This window comes from Paenibacillus sp. LK1 (genome assembly GCF_002750415.1).
Taxonomy (GTDB): Bacteria; Bacillota; Bacilli; order Paenibacillales; family Paenibacillaceae; genus Paenibacillus; species Paenibacillus taichungensis.
Window position 1 is genome coordinate 1 of sequence record NZ_PEII01000030.1, and the last position, 23,398, is coordinate 23,398.

The 23,398-nt window shown below is 48.1% G+C and carries 20 protein-coding genes and 1 pseudogene; 16 read left to right on the plus strand and 5 right to left on the minus strand.

Annotated elements, in window-relative coordinates:
* Positions 1-252: 252 nt before the first annotated feature.
* From CS562_RS32145 to nagZ, 7 genes are read left to right on the plus strand one after another with little or no spacing between them, the layout of a single operon-like run.
* Complete coding sequence (locus tag CS562_RS32145; RefSeq protein WP_083678786.1) at positions 253-1,221, plus strand: ABC transporter permease; 969 nt, start codon at positions 253-255, stop codon at positions 1,219-1,221.
* 13 nt (positions 1,222-1,234) lie between these two features.
* Positions 1,235-2,104 carry a carbohydrate ABC transporter permease gene (locus CS562_RS32150; RefSeq protein ID WP_072734581.1) on the plus strand — a complete coding sequence of 290 codons (870 nt, stop codon included), beginning with the start codon at positions 1,235-1,237 and terminating at the stop codon, positions 2,102-2,104.
* Positions 2,105-2,151: 47 nt separating this feature from the next.
* Complete coding sequence (locus tag CS562_RS32155) at positions 2,152-3,711, plus strand: extracellular solute-binding protein (RefSeq protein ID WP_099859405.1); 1,560 nt, start codon at positions 2,152-2,154, stop codon at positions 3,709-3,711.
* Positions 3,712-3,770: 59 nt separating this feature from the next.
* A complete protein-coding gene (locus tag CS562_RS32160) occupies positions 3,771-6,047 on the plus strand; it encodes an Ig-like domain-containing protein (protein WP_099859406.1) in 2,277 nt (758 codons plus the stop codon).
* A 39-nt stretch (positions 6,048-6,086) separates the two neighbouring features.
* A complete protein-coding gene (locus CS562_RS32165; protein ID WP_099859407.1) occupies positions 6,087-6,869 on the plus strand; it encodes a glucosamine-6-phosphate deaminase in 783 nt (260 codons plus the stop codon).
* Positions 6,866-8,023: an N-acetylglucosamine-6-phosphate deacetylase gene (locus CS562_RS32170; RefSeq protein WP_257219674.1), complete on the plus strand. Its 1,158-nt coding sequence runs from the start codon at positions 6,866-6,868 to the stop codon at positions 8,021-8,023. The genes CS562_RS32165 and CS562_RS32170 overlap by 4 nt, the downstream gene beginning before the upstream one ends.
* 16 nt (positions 8,024-8,039) lie before the next feature.
* Positions 8,040-11,474 carry a beta-N-acetylhexosaminidase gene (nagZ, locus tag CS562_RS33640; RefSeq protein WP_246318211.1) on the plus strand — a complete coding sequence of 1,145 codons (3,435 nt, stop codon included), beginning with the start codon at positions 8,040-8,042 and terminating at the stop codon, positions 11,472-11,474.
* 240 nt (positions 11,475-11,714) lie between these two features.
* On the opposite strand, the gene CS562_RS32185 is transcribed toward nagZ, so the two are convergent.
* From CS562_RS32185 to CS562_RS32195, 3 genes are all read right to left on the minus strand, one after another.
* Positions 11,715-12,572 (minus strand): type II CAAX endopeptidase family protein, encoded by an 858-nt coding sequence (locus CS562_RS32185; RefSeq protein ID WP_099859408.1) that lies wholly within the window; start codon positions 12,570-12,572, stop codon positions 11,715-11,717.
* Between the two features lie 291 nt (positions 12,573-12,863).
* Entirely contained in the window at positions 12,864-13,583 is a 720-nt protein-coding gene (locus CS562_RS32190) for an SDR family NAD(P)-dependent oxidoreductase (RefSeq protein ID WP_099859409.1), read from the minus strand.
* A 44-nt stretch (positions 13,584-13,627) separates the two neighbouring features.
* Positions 13,628-13,990, minus strand: coding sequence for a winged helix-turn-helix transcriptional regulator (locus CS562_RS32195; RefSeq protein WP_099859410.1), 363 nt, complete (start codon positions 13,988-13,990; stop codon positions 13,628-13,630).
* A gap of 198 nt (positions 13,991-14,188) precedes the next feature.
* On the opposite strand from CS562_RS32195, the gene CS562_RS32200 reads away from it, so the two are divergent.
* The 6 genes from CS562_RS32200 to CS562_RS32220 all read left to right on the plus strand — a co-directional run bounded on the left by CS562_RS32200 (position 14,189) and on the right by CS562_RS32220 (position 19,617).
* Complete coding sequence (locus tag CS562_RS32200; RefSeq protein ID WP_076287994.1) at positions 14,189-14,740, plus strand: NAD(P)H-dependent oxidoreductase; 552 nt, start codon at positions 14,189-14,191, stop codon at positions 14,738-14,740.
* A gap of 478 nt (positions 14,741-15,218) precedes the next feature.
* Positions 15,219-15,578 (plus strand): hypothetical protein, encoded by a 360-nt coding sequence (locus CS562_RS32205; protein ID WP_076287995.1) that lies wholly within the window; start codon positions 15,219-15,221, stop codon positions 15,576-15,578.
* A gap of 37 nt (positions 15,579-15,615) precedes the next feature.
* The gene (locus tag CS562_RS32210; protein ID WP_099859411.1) at positions 15,616-17,490 is read left to right on the plus strand and encodes an exosporium glycoprotein BclB-related protein; all 1,875 of its coding nucleotides are present in this window, start codon (positions 15,616-15,618) and stop codon (positions 17,488-17,490) included.
* A gap of 69 nt (positions 17,491-17,559) precedes the next feature.
* Positions 17,560-17,682, plus strand: a complete 123-nt coding sequence (locus CS562_RS33645) for a hypothetical protein (RefSeq protein WP_256716745.1) — start codon at positions 17,560-17,562, stop codon at positions 17,680-17,682.
* A 170-nt stretch (positions 17,683-17,852) separates the two neighbouring features.
* A complete protein-coding gene (locus tag CS562_RS32215; RefSeq protein ID WP_099859412.1) occupies positions 17,853-18,893 on the plus strand; it encodes an NAD(P)/FAD-dependent oxidoreductase in 1,041 nt (346 codons plus the stop codon).
* Between the two features lie 136 nt (positions 18,894-19,029).
* Positions 19,030-19,617, plus strand: a complete 588-nt coding sequence (locus CS562_RS32220; RefSeq protein ID WP_099859413.1) for an imm11 family protein — start codon at positions 19,030-19,032, stop codon at positions 19,615-19,617.
* Between the two features lie 62 nt (positions 19,618-19,679).
* Here CS562_RS32220 and CS562_RS33650 read toward each other — a convergent pair.
* Positions 19,680-19,808, minus strand: a pseudogene (locus tag CS562_RS33650) (sulfurtransferase); the annotation flags it as partial.
* Between the two features lie 261 nt (positions 19,809-20,069).
* Here CS562_RS33650 and CS562_RS32230 point away from each other — a divergent pair.
* The 3 genes from CS562_RS32230 to CS562_RS32240 all read left to right on the plus strand — a co-directional run bounded on the left by CS562_RS32230 (position 20,070) and on the right by CS562_RS32240 (position 23,089).
* Positions 20,070-21,629 carry an acetamidase/formamidase family protein gene (locus tag CS562_RS32230; RefSeq protein ID WP_099859414.1) on the plus strand — a complete coding sequence of 520 codons (1,560 nt, stop codon included), beginning with the start codon at positions 20,070-20,072 and terminating at the stop codon, positions 21,627-21,629.
* A 593-nt stretch (positions 21,630-22,222) separates the two neighbouring features.
* Positions 22,223-22,840, plus strand: coding sequence for a DUF2975 domain-containing protein (locus CS562_RS32235; RefSeq protein WP_099859415.1), 618 nt, complete (start codon positions 22,223-22,225; stop codon positions 22,838-22,840).
* A gap of 18 nt (positions 22,841-22,858) precedes the next feature.
* Positions 22,859-23,089, plus strand: coding sequence for a helix-turn-helix domain-containing protein (locus CS562_RS32240; RefSeq protein ID WP_099859416.1), 231 nt, complete (start codon positions 22,859-22,861; stop codon positions 23,087-23,089).
* A gap of 118 nt (positions 23,090-23,207) precedes the next feature.
* On the opposite strand, the gene CS562_RS32245 is transcribed toward CS562_RS32240, so the two are convergent.
* On the minus strand, positions 23,208-23,398 hold a 191-nt coding region (locus tag CS562_RS32245), incomplete at its 5' end, for a sulfurtransferase (protein ID WP_257219675.1).

Here is a 23,398-nt window from a genome sequence, read left to right on the forward strand (position 1 = left end):
CCTTGAGTACAGCCCCGGATCGAGTGGTTTAATTCTATCATAGCGGCATAAAGCTGACACAAACAATATACACTTTTACTGAATTATACGCGGATATCTGGAAAAAAGGAGTAAAGGCGAAAAGTTATATAACATGTAGATAGCGCTTTCTAAAGGTTTATAGCTATAATTCGAATACGAACCCCGGAATTCCAGGGTAAGTTAGCTGACATAAAAGTCGAATTAACTCATCAAGCAAGAGGGGGCATGCCGATGGCTGATGCTAGCGTAATGCAAAGCAAACCGCAAAAAGAAACGCACCGGCCGCCTCGGCGGAAGTCGCGTTTGATCAGAACCTGGAACAGGAACAAGGCGCTATGGCTGCTATTCCTGCCATGCCTCCTGTATTATTTGATCTTCCGCTATGCGCCGATGTTTGGTCTGGTCATCACGTTCAAGGATTACAATCTGTTTAAAGGAATTTGGGCCAGTGATTGGGTGGGATTCAAATATTACCGGATGTTTCTGGAGAATCCTGATTTTTGGCCGCTGATGAAGAATACGTTTCTGCTGGGACTGTATAAGCTGGTGTTCGGCTTTCCAGCCCCAATCTTGCTGGCCATTCTGCTGAATGAGGTGCGAAGGGCAGCATTCAAGCGTTTTGTACAGACAGTCAGCTATCTGCCGCATTTCATCTCGAATGTAATCGTGGCGAGTATGGTGATTATGTTCCTGTCCCCAACCGGAGGGCTCATTAACAATTTGCTGGCAGGTATCGGCATTGGACCGATCAATTTCATGAATGAGCCCGGGCTGTTCCGGGGTATCTACGTCCTGTCGGAAATCTGGCAGCATATCGGCTGGGAGACCATTATTTATCTGGCCGCGCTGACGGCCATCGATCCGCAGCTGTATGAAGCCGCGGATATGGACGGGGCAAGCCGATTGCGCAAAATCTGGCATGTCACACTACCCGGTATATCTCCCGCGATCGTCATTACACTGATTCTAAATATCGGCAAAGTGCTGGAAATCGGCTTCGAGAAAGTCTTCCTGATGCAGAATCCGGCGATCTACGATACAGCGGATATTATCAGCACGTATGTTTACAGGGTGGGCATGGTACAGGGGAATTTCAGCTATGGTGCGTCCATTGATTTGTTCATGGGTGTCATCAGTCTGATTTTCATCTATACGGCCAACTGGCTCAGTCGCCGATTAAGTGAGACCAGTCTATGGTAGAAAGAGGTGTGGCGTGAACTCACTCCGATTTTCCTGGTTTAACGTTGTGGCATCGCTGATCCTGCTGTTCGTTGTGGTGGTTACACTCTATCCGTTCCTTCATATGCTGGCGGTTTCCCTCAGCAGCAACGTAAACGTCATCCAAAACAATATTTCCTTCTGGCCCAAGGGTTTTAATCTGAGCATGTACAAATTGGTGCTGGGCGATCCGCAAATCTGGACGGCTTACCGAAATACGATCATTTACACCGTGCTTGGCACACTGATCTCACTGGTGGTCACCTCCACCGGAGCCTACGCTTTGTCCAGAAAAGACATGGCACTGCGTAATAGCTTCACGGTCTTGATTGTAATTACGATGTTCTTCAGCGGCGGGATGATTCCGACCTTCCTGGTGGTCCGTTCTCTGAATCTGGTGGATACCGTATGGGGCATGGTTCTCCCGGGTGCAGTTAGCACCTGGAACCTCATTCTGATGCGCACGTTCTTCTCAGGCATCCCCAAAGAGCTGGAGGAATCGGGCCGGATGGACGGTTTGAACGATATTGGAATCTTCATACGTATTATTGTACCGCTGTCCAAGGCATCCTTTGCCACGATTGCCCTGTTTTATGCCGTGGGTATGTGGAACAACTTTATCTTTCCGTTGCTCTATCTACGGTCTCCCGATTTGTTTCCGCTCCAGGTGCTGCTGCGTAATCTCGTGTTGGCCGGCAGCGCAAGCTCAGGCGACGTAACATCCATTGGGGGAGATAATCTGGTGGTGGAGGAATCGCTCAAGTATGCGACCATTATGGTCTCAACCCTGCCGATTCTGGTCATCTATCCGTTCGTACAGAAGTATTTCGTCAAAGGAGCCATGGTTGGTGCTGTCAAAGGTTAAGTGAGGCAAGAAGTGCACCGCGAATTCAGATTAAGGGAGAGAAGCTTATGGGCAAATGGAAATTGGTAATACTTCCCCTGCTGATTGCAGTAACGATGGTGGCAGGGTGCAGTGGCGGCAAGGGTGCCGACCCGCAAACAGATACCAAAGGAAACGGTACCGGAATAACCGATAACTCCACCGGGGCGGGAAAGACCTTCACGGCCCTGCTGGACAACAATGCCACTTTTCCTTATTCCAAGAGCTGGCCCATTTGGAGCTGGTTGAAGGAAAAGACGGGCGTCACGCTGGAAGTGCAGACACCTTCCGGCAAGCTGGATGAGAGCCTGAACCTCGCGATTGCCTCCAAAGCGCTACCTGATCTGATGTATATGCCCAATCGCAAGGATTCGAACAAGTTTGGTCAGCAGGGCGCACTGGTGGATCTGATGGATTACATGGACAGTATGCCAAATCTGAAGGCGTGGATGAAGCAATATCCGGAGGAAGCGAAGGCTGCCCTGTCCGCCGACGGTAAAATGTATATGTTCCCCAATCAAGGCTTCGGCGAGACGAATCGTATGATCTGGATGTACCGCAAGGATGTTTTTGACAAGGAAGGCATTCAGGTTCCAACAACTTATGAAGAGTTGCATGCAGCGCTGAAGAAGCTGAAGGAGAAATACCCGGACAGTTACCCGCTCTCGATCCGCTACGGTCAGATCCCGGATGAGATGAATGCCAATATGACGGTGAACTACGGAACGGGTGAGGGTGCCTACTATGATTTTGACCAGAAGGAATGGCGTTATGGACCGACTGAAGACAACTACAAGGTCATGGTAGGGATGTGGAAAAGTTTTTACGATGAAGGGTTGGTCCCGCCCGATTTCTTATCATTGCAAACTAAGCAGTGGCAGGATATGGTCTCGACTGGAAAATCATTTGTAACCATTGATTATATCAGCCGGATTGACTTTTTCAATAATGCCATGCAGCAGGAGAATCCGGAGTTCAACATGCAGTTTCTGGCCCCTCCGGCAGGCATTTCAGGCGGCAAACAGCTGAATCCGTATTTTCATTATATGGAAGGCGGATTGACGGTGGCCTCGACCTCCAAGAACATTGATGATGTGATGAAGTACATGGACTTTTTCTATTCCGAGGAAGGACGTACGCTCAGCAGCTGGGGTGTAGAAGGAGAGACCTTTATAAAGGAAGGCGATACGATCAAGTTCAAGCCGGAGTATAACGATGTCATTGAAATGCGCAAGCAGACAGGGCTTCAGACCAGCGGGACCTATACCTGGATTGATTTCAACGCGCACTTGTCGCTGTTCTCGGACGATCTGAAGCATGCCTATGAAGAAGCGGTCAAATATGATCCTCCCGCAATGCAGCCAAGACCTGCTTTTACAGAAGTGGAAAATGAGGTCATATCCATTACCGGTCAGGCGATTAAGAAGCACCGTGACGAGAGCTTTGCCAAATTTGTTACGGGTTCCCGGAGTCTGGCGGATTGGGAGAAGTATGTAGAGGAAATCAACAATCTTGGGGTAGATAAGCTGCTGAACACCTATAAGGAAGCGTATGACCGTGTTCAGAATGTTCAGCTGAGCGCGAAATGAGCGAATGTACGGCACAGGAATCCTAGACCATTACAGAATGGCAAAAGGAGGCTTCGCTTATGAAAAAGCAGCATCTGCGTGTGTACTCCGGATTCAAACTGGGATTGTTTCTGTTGATCTGTATGGTGACGATTGGAATAGCTGTCCCTGGCAAGGCAGAAGCGGCGGGTTCAATTTCACTGGACGCGCCTGCGGGCGGGTATGTGTCGGATGGAGGGCTGGTGGAAATTGGGGGCAGTTATACCGACTTGTATGACATTCGACTGTTTGTGGACGGAACGGCTCAATTCGAAGTGGTATTAAATGATCCGGATGGGGATGACAGCGGCACATGGTCTTATATGCTGGATACCTCAGCTTATAACGGGACCGTGGAACTGGTGGTTCGTGGACTGGATACGTCCACCCGTTACGGGGTATGGGGAGCGGCTGCCGTCCTTACCGTTAATAACCCGGCAGGTGCTGTTCCTGTAGTAACCATCACGGGACCATCTGAGGGCGTTTCTCTTAGCGGCCAGGTGGAGATCTCTGTCGAGACCAGCTCTCCACTTCCGATCATGCTGGTAGAGGTTCGGGTGAACCGCGGGCCATGGGAGGAAGCTGTTCAGCAAGGCCCTGCATATGTATACACCTGGGACACGGCGGGACTTGGCGATCGCACGGTCAGTCTGGAGGCCAGAGCGGCCAGCGCACCGGAGCGTTATGGTTATAGCCCGACGGTGTATGCTCAGGTTGGAACCGGGACGCATGAGACTACTGTTCCTCTTCCTGTACAGGAGCGGGCCATGTGGATCTGGGAACCGGAGAGTTATAAGCTGCTGCTGAACCCTGGATCGCGCCAGGTGCTGGAGTCATTCATCACCGATACGCAGACATTTGGCCAAACACCGGTCCAGACGCTATATCTTGCAGTAGGCGGTTATGCCGGATACGATGCACTGGAAGCGCAGGAAGTCGAGTTGCGTTCTTTCGTGAGTTGGGCGCACAGCAAAAATTTGCAGGTGCATGCGTTAATTGCAGGCGGCACTACACCGGCCTATATGGGCGCTTACGAGAAATATCACCATCATGCTGTGCAGGAAATGGAGCAGGTGATCAATTACAATCTTGCAGCGGGGGATACGGAGAAGTTTGATGGCATCAATGTGGATATTGAGCCTTATATCTCTCCCGATTTTAAAGACCCAAGTCATTTCCTGCAGAAGGAATACCTGGATGGCCTGCAAAAGATGATTGATCGCCGGGATACCGCAGGTATTTGGCTTCCGTTCGGTCCTGCTGTGCCCAAGTGGTATGACACATCGGATCAAGCAGCGAATATTTCATGGAATGGCTCCAGCAAATGGCTTTCTGAGCATGTTCAGGATATATCAGACTATATCTCCATTATGGATTACCGGGATACGGCGGATGGCTCCGCTGGCATTATTGCCGGGGCTGCTGGAGAGCTGGCTTACGCGGATCAGATCGGCAAGCCGAATTCCGTGGTGATTGGTGTGGAAACGCTGGATATCGCCAATAGCGGAGACCCGGAGACCATTACCTTCTGGGAGGAGGGGCGTATCCACATGGAAGCCGAGCTGGATAAGGTATATGCAGCTTACGGGCAGAGCAGCGCCTTTGGCGGTATTGCCGTCCATCACTATGATTCCTACCGGGCACTTCCTTCTTATTGGGGGCCGGGCGGTGTAGTTTGGACAGCGCCGGATGATCAGGAAGCTCCTTCCGCCCTTTCAGGGGTTCCTTCCATTGAGGCGACTGATTATCAGACTGTACATCTGGATTATGGAATGGCTTCGGATAACATGGAAGTGGAACGCTATGTGATATACCGAAGTACCGTGCAGGGGTTCACGCCTGTCGCTGCGGATATCGTTGGACTCGCCCGCGCCCTGAATTACCAGGACAAGGGACTGCTGCCGGATACGACATACTACTATCGTATTGCGGCGCGTGATCTGCGTGGCAATATCGGGCCTCTCACCGATGAAGTGTCGGCGACCACTGGCAGCACCGCATTGAAGGCATTGATTGTAACGGACATGAATCTGGTCTATGGCGGATCAGGGGTATCCGTCACCATGAAGGTCAGAGATTATGATACAGGCGCAATAATTTCGGGGGCGAAAGTCGAGGGGAGATTTACTTATTCGGCGGGGCGTTACACCAGCGGGACAACAGGAATGGATGGGAGTGTGGCGCTTGTCTCGGAAGCGGTGGGAACTGGCAGGCAGGTTGGTTTTGAACCGCGGAGAATCCGTTACAATGGCTATTACTACGCAGCAGGTCATGATTCGCCGCATACAACGCTGCTGATGTTGAATGCCGGCAATTAAACAAGCAGACGAGAAGTGGCTTGAAGGAGGAGGAAGCACATGAATGTGAATGACTTGGTGGAACCGCTCAAGACTCATAACGTTGAGCATATGTCTGTGCAGGTTTATACTGATCGGAATCAGATGGGAGCAGCGGCTGCGGCTGCGGTTGGGGCCAGATTAAGACAGCTGCTTCAGGATTCGGAGCGTCAGGTACGCATGGTGTTCGCTGCTGCTCCTTCGCAAAACGAATTGTATGAAGGTCTGGTACGGGAGCAAGGTATCGATTGGTCAAGGGTCTGTGCCTTTCATATGGATGAATATATGTATCTGCCGCCAAAGGCTCCCCAGCGATTTGGTCAATATTTAACGGATCGGCTGTTCAGTCGGGTGAAGCCTGGGCGGGTGGAGCTGTTGGATGGGCTACAAGATGTGGAGCAGGAGTGTCAGAGATATGGAGACCTGCTACGTGCGGCTCCTATTGATATCGTCTGCCTCGGTATCGGAGAGAATGGGCATATCGCCTTCAATGATCCGCCTGTTGCCGATTTTGAAGATTCGAGAATCGTCAAAGCGGTAAAACTGGACGAAGCTTGTCGCCGTCAGCAGGTGAACGATGGCTGCTTTGCCCATCTGGATGATGTGCCTGCGGAGGCGTTGACCCTGACTGTGCCAACGTTGATGGCTGGAAGGGAGCTGTTCGCAATTGTGCCAGGGGGATCCAAACGGCGTGCACTTGCGGCAGCTTTACATGATCCGATCAGCACGGCATGTCCTGCCACCATCCTGCGTACCCATCCCGGAATCACGATGTTCACAGACCGGGAAGCCTACGGCCTGTGAGCGTGTTAATGATCGGGAAGCACTACAGAACAGGGCTGCCCATTGTGGTGGGGATCAGAGAGGGATGTATCACTGCTATTACTGAACTTGAAGTGTCGCCTCCCGGAGATTGCCTGCCCTGGCTTGCGCCTGGACTGGTGGATTTACAGGTGAACGGCGGATGGGGGCTGGATCTGAACACAGCCCCGCTATGTCCAGATACGGTATTGCAGCTGACCCGGAAGCTGCAAAGTCAAGGTGTTACAAGCTATTGCCCGACGTTGATTACGAACAGTTCGGAACGGATGACTGAGGCGGCTTCCGCCATTGCAAAAGCCGTTCGTCTGAACCGGGATGAGGCCGAGGGAATTGTGGGAATTCATCTGGAAGGCCCATTCCTCTCGCCGGAGAATGGCCCACGCGGCGCCCACCCAAGGCAGCATATTGTTCCTCCTGATTGGGAGGCGCTCAGCCGTTGGCAGGATGCCGCCGATGGGTTGATTCGCATCATTACCCTTTCCCCGGAGTGGCCTGGTTCAGCTTCATTTATTGCCCGGTGCTGCGAATCCGGCATTCTTGTCTCCATTGGACATACGGCAGCAACGCCAGAGCAGATCAGGGAAGCGGTCTCCGCAGGAGCATTGATGTCTACACATCTTGGTAACGGTGCACACCTGATGCTTCCTCGTCATCCGAACTATCTGTGGGAGCAGCTGGCAGCCGATGAGCTGTATGGGTGCATGATAGCGGATGGTCATCATCTTCCGCTGTCCGTGCTGGCTGTAATTCTTCGGATGAAACGGAATCGCGCCATTCTTGTCAGCGATGCCGTCTCGTTGAGCGGTATGCCACCAGGTTCCTACCACCTGCATATCGGTGGAGATGTGGTATTGACGGCGGAAGGTCGGCTGCACCTTGCTGGCCAGCCGGAGCTGTTGGCTGGCTCGGCGATGATGCTTCCGGATCAGGTGGGGTATCTTGTGGAAGCGGGGTTGTCCGGGCTTCCCGATGCCTGGGACTGTGCATCGGTGCATCCGGCCCGGCTGCTTGGGCTTGAACAGGCTGCTGGCCTTGAGGTCGGAGCACCCGCCGATATCGTTAGCTTCAACATGGATGGTGGAAAGTTAAGTGTCTTGCAGTGCTGGAAGAATGGCCGGATCAGTCCACAGAGCTGAGAATAGGAGGAGAGCGATGCAGAGCTTGATACCACAACCGAAGCAGATTGCAGCGAGCGAAGGAGAAGCCTTGCGACTGAATGGCGAGGAAAGATGGAGTCTTTTCATGGAACAGGATGATCCCAGATTGGAAATTCATTGTCGCCGGGCATTTCCGGGGATGGAATATACATGCTCCAGAATAGAAAAGGGATATTTGTTAATAATCGAAAGTCTCTCAGGGCAGGAAACGCAGCAGGTAGTCGATGAGGAACATGGAGCCCCTGCCATTCATGAAGTCCTGGGAACACAACAGAAGAGCCCGACCATCCCTAGTTTCAGTTCGTTTATCCAACAAGACAGAACGGATCTGACTGGGTTGGACGGACGTCCACAAGGGTATAAGCTGGAGGTGTCGGCCGGAAGGGCTGAAGTCTACGCACTGGATGCGGCGGGTCTATTTTATGGATTGCAGACATTGGTACAACTGAATGGACCCGATGGGGTTATCCCGGCGGTGTCCATAACCGACTGGCCGGATACACCTATGCGGGCAATGAACTTTGACCTGCGTCAGACGTTCTCCAAGCCGGAACTGTTGACGAAGTATTTGGCTGAATTCGCCCGTTATAAGACGAACGCGATTTTGATTGAATATGAGGATAAGTTCCCATTTCAGTCGCATCCCGAGTTCGCACATCCAAAACATGCGTTAAGTCGTTCACAGCTGGAAGAATTGAAGCGGAGCGCCCACGATCACTTTATAGAGATTATTCCGCTCCAGCAGAGCTTTGGACATCTGGAATATGTATTACGCCACGAAGGTTGGCGGCATCTTCGCGAGACAGAGCAGTCCACCGGGGAGATCTGCCCATCGCATCCGGAAACCTTTGGGTTGATAACCACTTTACTCGAAGAGATGATCGACGCCCACCCGGATTCGCGTTATATTCACCTCGGGTGTGACGAGGTCTACAGCCTATGCGAGTGCGAACGCTGCAAAATCGAGTTTGGAGGCGTGCGGGAACGAGCTTTTATCGCCTTTTTGAACCGTCTGATTGCATTTACGGCAGAACGGGGAAAGCAGCCGATTTTCTGGCATGACATGCTGGATAAATGCCCGCCAGAGGAACTGGCTAAGCTGGATCGGCGAAGTGTCGCCATGATCTGGATCTACAACGGGCGCAATATCGAAGCGGAAGTTACTTCGCATGCCAATAAATTCAGGGCGCTCGGCATTGAAGTTATGGGGGCGCCAGCAGTCCGCAGCTTTGATTGGGCAGAACATCAGAATTATCCGGTACTGCTGAACCGGACAGACAACTTGCTTCAGTGGGCAGAGACGGCCGACAAACTGAATCTTGGCTGTGTAGTTGCTACCAACTGGACGGGGCCTTTCAGCCTCGGTGTTCCATATGGTATTTTCGAAACAACCTGGTACCCCATGCTGCTGCACGCGGATTTGGCCTGGAACCGAAAGGCGAATACCACCACCTTCATCGACCGATTTCTGGAACGGTTTCATGGCATTGATTCTGTTACCGGACACAACCTTCTCGGCAATTATAGGGTAGAGGATTATTATGATGTGATCTGGAAGCTGATGGACGAAGTGCGGGAGCACAGGGAAGAAGCGGAACTGATTGCAATCATGCATGATTTTGAGGTGGCGACAGATCGTTCACGGGCGATCCATAAGTATGCTTACCGCTGGGAGCTGTATCCCGGAGACGATGCGGAGTGGCGCTCACTCCATAACAATTATACGAGAAACCGCCGCGGGCGTGAGGGGGTCCTACCTCGGATGAAGGCTGCGCTGGAGCGTTACCAGCCCTCTGATATGGCGGAGCACTTTGTGAAATCGAGGTTCTATCTGCATGATTATCTGGAGCGCACGCTCTATCAAGAACTGGGTCTGAACGCGATCCATACACAAACTGATCTGACGGCAATGAGTCTGGAAGACAAAATAGCCCTGATGTGCGTAGTAGGCACACCATCGACTCGGGCCGAGCCGGAGTTTCGCGGCAGAATGGCACAGCACCGATTTGGGGGCATCGGCATCTTTCCCCATAATATTGAGAGCGAGCAGCAGACACATGCGCTACTTGCAGAAGTAAAGAACATAGCCGAAGATATCGGGAGCCTTTTGCCTTATTATGTTTCGGTAGATGAAGAGGGCGGCACCTTGTCCAAGTTTAAGTCCTTTTTTCCCTATGTCCCTGGCAACCGGGCAGTCGGGTTAAGTGAAGATCCGGAAGCCGCTCTTTTGCTCGGTAAAATCATCGGCAGTGAGCTGCACTCGCTTGGTATTCCCATGAACTGGGCACCAGTGCTGGATGTGAACACGCATATAGATAATCCGGTTGTGGGTGTTCGCTCCTTTGGAGAGGACCCGCAGCTGGTGGCCCAATTCGGCCGCGCCTATATTCAGGGGATGCATGAAGCGGGAGTGGCCGTGACGGCAAAGCATTTTCCCGGCCATGGGCAAGTGAGCGGAGACTCGCATATTGTTCTGCCCGAATGTGAACTGACGATTGAACAGTTGATGGAGGGGCCATTGCTTCCATTTGTTGAGGCAATTCAAGCCGGGGCGGATTCAATCATGATGGGGCATCTGGTGTTTCCTAACATTCCGGAATCCGGCGGACTTCCAGCCTCACTCAGTCGTTTTTTTGCCACGGAACTGCTGCGGAAACAGTTGGGCTTTACGGGGGTGATCTGTACCGATGACATAGAAATGGGGGCAATTCGCAAAAATTTCAGCCCGGAAGACGTGGGTGTGCTGGCTGTTCAGGCGGGGAACGATATGATCCTGATGTGCCATACGCCGGAGTTTCAGAGCCGGGTCATCGCGGGTATTCTGGCCGCTGTAAGGGATGGGCGCATTCACGAGTCGCGAATCGACGAGTCGGTTCTTCGTATTCGGCAGCTGCATGACCAATTCCGGATGTACCAGGCGTCTGCACAGCCGATTCCCATAGAGCAGTGGGGAGAGGCGGCACTGAAGCTGGCTCGTATGACTGTGAAAGTTAGCCGAGACCCGCAGGGTTTGCTGCCACTCAAGGATTCGCTGAAATATTTGCTGATACTGCCGCAGCAGGAGCAGCTGACTCAGGCCGATAATAGCGGTTCTGCGGAAATCAGGTTAGCCTCCCAATTGAAGGATGAAGGCTTGGCTGTGCAGACGTGCTACTGCGCGATGAAGCCCGATGCCGAACAGATAAAGTCCCTGATACAGCAAGCTGCTGATGCGGATGTCGTTATCCAGGGCACCCTTAATGCCCATCTATTCACAGGTCAGCTGGAACTGGCGGAGGCCTTGGCTGCGGTTAAGCCATTGCTGAATCTGGTGCTGCGCAATCCCTATGATGACGCCGCACTGCCACAGACAGCCGGATGCATTCTGTTATGTTCAACCTCCGATTATTCACTGCGGGCACTGGTGGAATGCATGACAGCATCAAAGTGACTTGTCAGTGATGAGCTGTTCAATAGGGAAATGAAACATATCTAAAAGCACAAAAGCTCGCATGTACTTTGCCAGTATTCATACTTACAAGCGATCTAGTCTGAAAGTCAAAGATAAACGATAAAGGATGAAAAACCGAAAAGCCCGCTACGTTGCGGGCTTTTGTCATTCTTAAGTTGGATGTTTTTCCTTAAAACATATTTTCATCATTGCTCCGAATTTGGATTCAGAGATTTTTTCTTATAGCTGTCTTATGACAAGAGGCTTTCTCGACATCATCCATGCTGCAATCAGCAAGGCGAGAGCCACTAATATTCCGGATTCTCCAGTCCATAGCAGAACGTTTTTGCCACTGGAAGATATATCAAAGGCATCCTGGATCACGGCATTCCAACATGCATGGAGGAGAATTGCAGGCCATATGCTGCCCGTTGTTAAGCGCAAGCGGCTGATCAGATAACTGAACGAGGTCACTGAAATCATAAACAGGATAACCGATAAGGCAGGATACGGACCGGAATAATAATCCGCAAAAAGCATTACGGGAAGGTGCCAGACACCCCAAATAATTCCGCTCGTCAGCACGGGTCTGGGTATACGGGCGTCGATTAGTCGAGTGAGCATATAGCCCCTCCAGCCGAGCTCCTCTCCTGAACTGCTGATTATACCGATTGCAGTACCCACAAACATTTGAAAAAGTATTGTTCCTGCAAGGATAACACCAGATGGGCCTTCAATGAATGAGTCCGGTGTAACATACTGAACTAGCCCCGTAATCCATGCGATTCCATAAGCAAATAAACCAATAACAACTGGAAAAAGCAAGATGAAAGGCAATGACTTCACTGTCTGCTTCCCACCAAACCGCAAGGAAATATCCGAGATGCCTTCGCGAAGTACTACACGGGCGAAGATAGAGGACAAGCCGGGTGTCCACATGAGAAGCAGACCGAAAATCGGTGCTTTCATGATCAGTACATAACTAAGGATGGAGAGAGGGATGAGCACGGCAAAGAAAACGAGCAGTCCTCGCCTGGCTTTTTGGACTTTTTCCTCCTCTGATCTCGTGCTGGGCATGGTGCTGAAATTTGTTCTCATTGTGATAGCTCCTTTTATCAAAATATGTATATCGCTTTGCAGTATAGCAGTGGATTTACCATAATCAGAACAAACTCAAGCCCAGTCTTTGTCCAAGACCCTAGCCCAGTAAGGACAGGACTAAAGTATAGTGACGTTTTTTTTAAATGAAGTGAATTTAAGCATCTTTTAGTCCATTTTATAAAATGTTAACTACCTTATTGCAGCACAAAGAGCACGTTTCAAACGCGCTCTTAATGTTTGTTTGTCTCTGGTTGTCACGGAGATTTATTAATCCATTTTGAATTTTTATTAAGCGTTTATATCCGTAATTGCCGGAATATTAATTTCTTTTACACAGGCTGCATTGGACAGGCTGACGATGCATTTTACGATAGAAACCATATCCTGAAGAGGGATGCGTGTACCATTATATTCGGAAAGAGCGCGGTCAATGCCATCTTTATATGGAACTTCGGCTGCGAGTTCTCCCGGGTTGATACACGTAACCGCGATTCGGTCTTTTCTTGTATGTTCTCTCAAGGCTTCTGTAACCCCACGAATGGCAAATTTGGAGGCCACAAAAGATACCTGAGTACTGTTCGCATTGCTCAGACCCGCAGTCGAGCCAATAAGAATGATTTTGCCTGCTGTTGATTTCCTAAGGTGGGGCAATAATGCCTGAATGCTTATAATAGCAGATGTTAAATTCACATGAATCAGATTACTGATGTCGGCGGGGGTGTCATTATCGAACGTATAATGGTCCTCGAAACCCTCTTTTTCCCAAATGCCCACATTGTAAATGAGAACATCCAAAGTCTCGTTCTGAAGCGCATCGCAGATCTGTTCGGATGCATGGAGCTTAGACAGATCTGCCTGTATCCATATGCGTTCTACTCCATCGTCTAGTTTCAAGTTATCAGGTTTCGTGCGAGACACGACCCAGACTTTATCACCTTGCTCAGGTACACCCCTGACAAATGCATCTCCTAATCCTTTGCTAGCACCGAATACAAGATAGTTTTTCAATTTACGTGCTCCTTCTTCTCAAAGTGTCGGCTAAAGATTCCAGCTCAAAAAGCAGGCTCTTTATTTTCCAATAGTATAATGTCTTCTCCTTGTTGTTGCCTTAATGTTATATTTTCCCGCCCCCATGAGCACATCACATCCACGATCTTGTTGGCGGTTACTCCATACTCTGTAAGACTGTATTCGACTTTGGGCGGCATCTGTTGGTAAACATGCCTTCTGACAAGGCCGTCTCTTTCAAGCTCGCGTAATTGCTGGATCAGGACCTTTTGCGAGATACCGTCTATACTGCGCTGTAACTCGCCTGTCCTTTTCACACCAGACATTAATAAACATATGATTAGCGCTTTCCATTTGCCGCCAATAATTTCGAGTGTCGCTTCGATTCCCAGGTTATATTGCTTCATGACATATCACCTCGTTCGTGTTAGATCTTGTTGATGCGGTATAACTATTCATTTTCTCACAATATGGCTGATGAAGTCCATACACACTCTGAAGTAACCATCTTACTTTCGGGTGTGTATTTTCTTTTTTTCAGGCTTATATGATAATGGCCATATTCAAAAAAAGCCTATAGCTGAACCGCGAAAGGAATGTTAATTATGAAAACACTCGTCATTCTGGCGCATCCCAATATAGAGGTTTCAAGAGTAAATCAACGCTGGAAAAAGGAGCTGCTGCAACACTCTGATATTACAATTCATGAGATTTATAAAGCCTATCCTGATTGGAACATCGATGTGTCCAGAGAACAGAAGTTACTCGAAGCATATGATCATATTATTTTGCAGTTTCCGTTATATTGGTACAGCTATCCACCTTTGTTGAAAAAGTGGTTAGATGATGTTTTTACTTACGGATGGGCGTACGGATCAACAGGTAACAAACTGCATGGGAAAAAGATGGGCTTGGCTATATCCATTGGTGATAAGAAGGAAAATTACACGAGGGATGGTTCAGTGTCCTTTACCGTAGATGAGGTAGTTACCCCTTTCAAAGCCAGCATAAATCATGTTGGCGCCGTAGCGTTACCGTATTTTGCAGTCTTTGGTGCCTCATTCCAAGCTACTGATGCAGAAATTAACCAAAGCGCACAAAATTATATCCGTTATATCTATGAGTATCAGAATGAAGTGGGGAATCTATCGATTTAAACAGAGCGATGCAGTCGTTAAAATAAGTTATAATTCAGAACAGTGCAAACGGGAGCAAAAAACGTGTGTCAGATGGATTAAACCTAAATAACTATGAAAAGGGCTGTCCCAAAAGTCATGAGTATGACTTTTGGGACAGCCCTTTTGACACGAAAACACGAGACTACACAAGGCTGGTTTGTTGTATAAAGCTATGTTAAATCATCTTTTTGTTCCCGATTGTTGGAAAAGGTTCTTTTGAGTTCTTTTAATAATGAAATGGTCTGCCACTCATCCCTCATCATATTCATATTACCCCTTTGTTTAAACGCAAGATTACGAAATTTATATATTGTTTCTTGCCTTAATCTTATATGCCTTATGAATAATGGTGAATTGACGCCTGTCTTTTGTCCACACCGTTGTTTTAATGTTTGAATATTACTATTCATGTGAGCTTAAGAGAGTAAGAGGTTCATAAAAAGGTGGGATGGGGAAGATGGCTATTTTATCAACTGGGCCGATCGAAAACAATCCGGTTTCTGGTGTTAGACCGACACAACAGGTAACAATTAGATTGGTAAGTCGAACTGCTGTTGATTCTGTAACAGTATCCGTTCAGGGGTATGTGCTAAGCACAACAAGAACGCTGTATGTGAGTGAAATGATCAGTATTGCACCTAACGAAGCACTGACCAGAAATTATTTTGCAGACTTAGATGCTTTTGAGTTTGTTTTTGAAACCAGTACAGAAGGTGCGGAAGAAGTAGGGATCTCAGTATGGGGCAAACAAGCGTCGGGACAATTGGTAGATGCACACCGGGTGGTGGAGCACGAAAAAACAGTTAAAAACATCTAGCAGATAAAATCTACTCAAAAGAAAGGGGAGAGTAACGATGAGCTTTTTATCAACAGGGCCGTTAGAAAATAATTCTGTTAGTGGTGTTAGACCGACTCAGTCAGTTACTGTCAGAATGGATAACCGCAGCGATGTGACAGCCTCAACTATACAGATACAAGGGTATTACATGAGTGGTGGATTGAGGATTTTGTATGTCAGTGAATCTTTTGACATCGCACCAAGTCAAGTGATAACCAACAGCTACTATGCCAATTTTGATGCCTTCGAGTTTACTTTCACAACAACAGCTATGGTTGATGATCCTGTTCAAGTATCAGTGTGGGGTAAGAGCAGCACAGGCTCTTTGGTAACAACCCATCGTTTAGTTTCTTCGGAATTACTGAGTGAAATCCCAAGCAGCACTGGAGCTACAGGCACAACCGGAGCTACGGGAGCAACAGGCACACCAGGTGCAACCGGTATAACGGGAGCAACAGGCATACCAGGTGTAACTGGAGCTACGGGAGCAACAGGTACCGCAGGCACAACCGGAGTAACGGGAGCAACAGGCACACCAGGTGCAACCGGAGTAACGGGGGCAACAGGTACACCAGGCGAAACGGGAGTAACGGGAGTAACGGGAGCAACAGGGACAGCAGGCACAACGGGAGTAACGGGAGCAACAGGCACACCAGGTACAACCGGAGTAACGGGAGCGACAGGCACACCGGGTACAACTGGGGTAACGGGAGCGACAGGTACACCGGGTACAACCGGAGTAACGGGAGCGACAGGCACACCGGGTACAACTGGGGTAACGGGAGCGACAGGTACACCAGGTACAACTGGAGTAACGGGAGCAACAGGCACACCAGGTACAACCGGAGTAACGGGAGCAACAGGTACCGCAGGCACAACGGGAGTAACGGGAGCAACAGGTACCGCAGGCACAACGGGAGTAACGGGAGCAACAGGCACACCAGGTACAACCGGAGTAACGGGAGCGACAGGCACACCGGGTACAACTGGGGTAACGGGAGCGACAGGTACACCGGGTACAACCGGAGTAACGGGAGCGACAGGCACACCGGGTACAACTGGGGTAACGGGAGCGACAGGTACACCAGGTACAACTGGAGTAACGGGAGCAACAGGCACACCAGGTACAACCGGAGTAACGGGAGCAACAGGTACCGCAGGCACAACGGGAGTAACGGGAGCAACAGGTACCGCAGGCACAACGGGAGTAACGGGAGCAACAGGCACACCAGGTACAACCGGAGTAACGGGAGCGACAGGCACACCGGGTACAACGGGGGCTACGGGAGCGACAGGTACAGCAGGGGCAACCGGAGCTACAGGAGCGACAGGTACAGCAGGGGCAACCGGAGCTACAGGGGCAGCAGGTTCTGGAGCGATCATACCTTACGCATCAGGACTGCCTGTTGCGTTGACTACGGTATTAGGCGGACTTTTGAATACCTCCAGTTTAGTTGGATTTGGCAACAATGCTACAGGAATAAGTGTTAACGGAGGGATTATTGATCTCACAGGCGCTGCAGGCACCTTGCTTAACTTTGCTTTCTCGGCATCGCGTGCAGGAACGATTACTTCACTGGCCGCTTATTTCAGTACAACAGCTGGGCTTAGCTTGGTTGGATCTACAGTAACCATTACTGCACAATTATACCATTCGACTACACCTAATAACTCCTTTACGGCTGTACCTGGTGCATTGGTAACCTTGGCTCCACCACTGACCGGCATTTTGTCATTGGGCACAATATCCAGCGGATTGACCACAGGACTGAGTATTCCAGTAGCCGCCGGTGACCGCCTGCTTATGGTCTTCTCAGCATCAATAACAGCCGGAATTGATGTGGCTTCAACCATAGCCGGATATGCAAGCGGAAGTCTTACCATCACTTAATTTCGCTTTATATCAAGTCCAGAAACAGGGACCCCTTGCCGATCATGGCGGAGAGGTCCCTGTCTATATGTGAGCGCATCAGTAGAGTATAGTACATTAGTTCAGATTGCAGGCTCCGTCTGGTATACGGTGTGCATCCTGTCCATCCTAATTCGTATTGCAGTCAATTGGAAGGATACGACAGTGGATTGAAATTGCAACATTATTGGCTAGCGTACTTGCTTTACCTCCAGTTAGTCCTCTTCAACAATACCCGGATTTTCTGTACAACTATTTGAGTCGCTCCAGCTCCGCTCATATGTTATAACACCTAAGTATCATAACGCCTATGTTACAATAGGGTGAAAACGGAGGAGTCATTATTGATTAAACAAAAAATTGTGATTGTTGGCGCAGGGATTGTCGGGGCATCCATGGCCTATCATCTGGCCAAACGAAATCAAGATGTAACTGTCATTGAACGACATCCTGCAGCGGCGCGTGAAGTCACGGAAAAATCGTTTGCCTGGATACATACGACTCATAGGGTAGCTCCCGATTACTGGCATTTGTACGATGCAGTTTTGGAAGAATATCATACGCTTCAGCAAGAGTTACCCGAACTGAAAATTCATTGGCATGGAGCGCTAACTTGGGGCACTCCACCCCTCAGGGAGCAACCCCACTTTCAAAAATTAAACCGAGAGCAGCTTGAGGCATTGGAGCCGAATCTGAAGGAATATCTGGATGAAGCGATATTTGTTAGCGAAGAAGGTGCGGTGGACCCTATAGCGGTAACGGAGCTGTTGTTGAGCAAAGCGCAATCGTACGGAGCAAAAATTCAGTTTGGCACCAACGTTACACAGCTACAGCAAGAGGGTTCCCACCTGGTTGGCGTTCATACGTCCAAGGGTTTTGTGGAGTCTGATGTCGTGGTATTGGCCGCAGGAACAGGTACACCCGAACTTTGTAACCCGTTAGGTTGTCACGTGCCGGTAACGTCGTCACCTTCCATTCTGATTCAGATGAAAACTGCAAATAAACTGATACATACATTAATCTCAAATGCGCAATTTGAAGCGCGTCAACTGACAGATTATACGCTGCTGGATGCGGAAGATTATATCGACGAGTCGGAGGAAAACGGACCAGAGGCGGTTGGTAAGCGAGCGTTCGACACGTTGCGTCGCAGTCTGAAAGATGGTAATCACCTGGAACTGGAAAGCATAAAGGTCGGGTTGAGACCTATGCCTGAAGACGGCTATCCGATTGTGGGTTTCCAAGATCACGTAAAAGGACTTTATCTAACCGTGATGCATTCTGCAATTACGCTGGCGCCGCTGATTGCACGTCTGGCTGCAAGTGAAATCATCAATCGGGAATCAAGAATTGAATTAGAACCTTGTCGACTCTCCCGATTTTAGGACCATACGAAAACGACAAAAGAGTACATCGCCACATGACAGATGTACTCCATATTACATAGTGCATAGCTGCTTAATTCTTTTGCCCCGCATAATTGATTGAAAAGCACTTAATTCGGAAAGGAGACTTCATTCTATGAACTATTATTTTCTGGAATCTCAATATCCACGTAGAGGGTTTATTAGTGGCGGCACGACCTTCACTCCCGAATTAGGTATGAATTATGTGGCGATAGAGAATCCGCTGCCAGAGGGGACAACGGCAGAGGTTGAGTTACTGTCTACGGTGCGCAACCTGAAAGTAGATTATTTTGAGACGATCACAGGAACGAGACACGTATCAGATCGTTTTAAAGCGCTGTTGGAGGAAACTAAAACAAACATACAGTTTATTCCGACAACTGTGTGTTACCACGACGGTCGTTCGGTTGAAAAAACCTATTGGACGGTACATCAACTTGATCGCTTGGATGTTTTCGATTATGAAAATTCGAAATATGGGCGCAAAGCGGTCATTGCTGCATCTGTACAACAGCCTCCACGTAAGATCGTCAAAGTTGTATCTCAAATTTGCCTTCATGAAGAGCGAATTGGCGAGCATGAATTTTTTATGTTGGATTATATAAATATCTTCAAACCCATTATTTCAAAAGATTTTTACGAGGTATGCCGAAAACATAAGCTGAATCTGAGCGTTACAGAAGTCGGAAATTTAAGCATCTAAAATTCTACATGGATATAATGAAAGCACAAAAAAAGCCCGCGTTTGACGCGGGCTCTTAGTTCTTATTCTTCCCCGGTAGCCACCGGATTCTCCTCATAACTAATCCAATCCGACCAACTTCCGGAATACAACTTCACATTCGTATATCCCGCTTCTTCCAGCGCAATCACATGCGTACAAGTGCTTAAGCCTTAACCGAAGTGCAGGAGTATGCCTGTGGCGGGATCAGATACATGAAAGAAATACATCATTTTTCTGCAACTTAATTTTGTATGTTCAAACGGCTTTCATATGATAAGTATACTGACATGTTGTTTGTGTTTATAATATCACTCTTGATATACAGCTATATAATGTTAATTTTTCTAACAAAAAAATATTGTTGTAAATGTATTTATATGTTAGTGTGTATTTATGTTAGGTAATATTACATAGTATAGAGGGGGAACGTTATGTTTATTAACCGAACCATTAGAAAATTTGGGGTTTCACTAGGAATTATAGGTATGTTTACATGTGCTCTACCTTCAGTGGGCTTTAGTATGCCACTGCAACCAACAACCCTTGAGAAGGTTGAAGGTGATTATTATGTAACGTCTGCGATTGAGAACATTCGCTGGGGATCCCTGCCTAATCGAGACAGCTCTCCGATTCTTACTGTACCATCAGGAAGTGCTGTAACATTTGACACGGTATCGCATGAGGGACTGATGGAGGATCAAGGGAGAAATCCAGTGGAGTACTTCGGCAAATTCGGTATCTCATCCGATGGAGTGTTGGATGATGCGAAGGCAATTACAGCTTCTGGGATTAAGCATGATTTTGTAAAAGACGGACCTCATATTATCACTGGGCCAGTAGCGGTTGAGGGAGCGGAGCCAGGAGATGTTCTTAAAGTAGAAGTGCTTTCGTTGCAAACTCGAGTTCCATATGGTGTCATTTCTAACCGCCATGGTAAAGGTGCCCTTCCAAACGAATTTCCAGAAAATACAGGCCCACAAGAGGAAGCCAGCGCAACAAAACCGAAATTATATAATAATGTCTCTATATTTACGCCCATTGAAGAAATCAACGGCAACTGGTATGGGGTATTACCAACAAAAGCTGGCAAAAATGTACGTTTCCCAATTAACCCGTTTCTAGGTGTTATGGGGGTTGCGCCAAATACCAGCGAGGTTGTGAGTTCCATCCCACCTATTGAAACAGGAGGGAATATGGATATTAATGAGTTGGGTGTTGGTGCAACTATTTATTATCCGATTCAAGTTAAAGGTGGGCTATTCTATACTGGAGATCCACACTTTGCTCAAGGAGATGGAGAAGTGGCGTTAACTGCATTGGAAGCTTCCTTAAGGGGGACAGTTCGGTTAACGGTGTTAAAGAAAGGTGATCCATCACTCCCACATAGTGGAGAATTCACGCAACCCTTTGCTGAAACAGAGGATTATTGGATTCCAATTGGACTGGACCCTGATTTGGATGAAGCAATGAAAGAATCAGTACGTGAATCGATTCAATTTTTATCCGATAAGCTTGATATGGATAGAAGTGTAGCTTATGCGTACCTATCGGCCGCAACGGATTACGAAGTATCTCAGGTCGTGGACCGAACAAAAGGCGTTCATGGACTCATTCGAAAGACCGATTTCCTTGAATATGTTGATGTTGTTATGAATGTAGGTGGTACGACAATCAAACCGGTTGTTCATAACGATGAGTTCTACGTACCGATTCGAACCATTTCGGAGCTATTGGGCGGCACAGTAGGATGGGATCATAAGACGCGTACAACGCAAATCAAATTAGGCACGAAAAATATTAGTGCTCAAATTGGTTCAGATGTGTATTCAATTAACGATAAACTAGTGTTTAATAGTAAAGTACCAAAGCTGTTAAATGGGGAAACCGTAGTTCCGGTTTCGGTTATTAATGAAATACTAGGTGCTTATGTAAACTGGACGACGATCGACAAGACGTTAACAGCAAGTGTATCGTTAAGTAAAAAGCAATAATAGATTTCATGATTCAACCGTGGTGGACAGACGTCCATCACGGTTTTTTCTATTATCATGAATTTAAAAACGCTGCCACTAGATGTCTACTTCTGTGCGCTTGTAAATACTTACAGGATGGTGTTGTTAACTCGATGTTGACTCCGAACATAGAAAAATACATCGCCGGGGCAGATAAGCCACCTGGCGATGTATTCATTTCAATACACTGCTATACGTCTTAATCCTCTTCCTCCGTCGCCACCGAGTTCTCCTCATAACTAATCCAGTCGCTCCGGCTGTTTATTATGCTAGAAATCACTTCCAGAGGAGTTGTGAGGGGGGGATATAAATGGAAGTACAACTGGTTAGGTTTAGAACCAATCTGCCTCCTCAGATAATTCCCTCAACTCCCAAAACCGTCGGTCATTACATCGGGGGACTTGAGCTTTTCCTTCTTGTCCGTACGAAGTCGTGCTAGCCAGTTGATTATTATCAAACAGTTTTGAGCCGCTCTTTGATTTATAATTAATGTTTATCATTAAATATTTATTGTATTTCGTAAACTTATTATTTAGAATATATTGTAAGTTCACAAGAAAAGGAGATTGCGTATGAACGGAATTGAATTTAAAGCCAAACCTGGATTCAAAAGAATGCACATTGCACTTATGATCGGATACTGGGGAGGAATCGGGCTGCTATTTGCGTTGGTCTGTTTCAAACTCTGGATTGGATTAAAACTTCAGGAACTGTTTTCTGCAGAGAAAGGAATCGCGCACTGGTTCTTTTCAGTACATTTATCGGATACGATGACGAATAGCGTTATGTTGCCTTTCACTTATTTTCAACCGATCAATCCCGATATGTTCGATGCCAAGACTGCTTATCTGGTCGTCAGTTTGACCAACACTACGCTTATCTTCATTACTTACATCTACTCGATTGGTCAGATTCGCAATATAATAGGTAGCATACTTAGCGGAAGCAGCCCGTTTAATCAGGCGAATGCCACCCGTCTAAAAAAGCTGGGAATCGTCGTTATCCTGTATTCTTTACTGGCTAAGCTCGTTCTCAACATTCTGATCTGCCTGTTCGTTACTCGTATCTTCTCAATTAATCTGGGCGGTATCTCTTTAATCGGAATTATCATCGGCATACTAGTGCTGTTCGTCTCCGAGATTTTCAAATATGGCGTTCTTCTGCAGGAAGAGCACGATTCGACTTTATAAGAATGGAGACTGATGACAGTGCCGATTATTATACGTCTCGACCGAGTTCTGGCCGACAAAAAAATGAAATTGAATGACCTGGCAGACAAGGTTGGGATCTCAAATGTCAATCTGTCCAATCTGAAAACGGGGAAAGTGAAGGCGATTCGCTTCTCTACCTTGGAAGCGATCTGCAAAATCTTAGACTGTCAGCCGGGAGACATTATGGAATTTGTTCCGGATGATAGCGACAGCCGTGAAATGAATTGAGAGTGCCTCTAATTGTTTCGGAATATCTCAGAACACTAATGTACCGAGGGTAAACCACCCAAGCCCTAACACAAAGAACCCGCGCTTTGCGCGGGCTTTTTATCACTTGTACTATACGTTATTTTTCCCCGGTAGCCACCGGATTCTCCTCATAACTAATCCAGTCGCACCAGCTTCCGGAATACAACTTCACATTCGTGTATCCCGCTTCTTCGAGTGCAATCACGTTCGGGCAGGCGGACACACCGGAGCCACAATACACGATAATCGCGCCATCCTTGTCCAACTTGCTGAAACGCTCTTCTAACA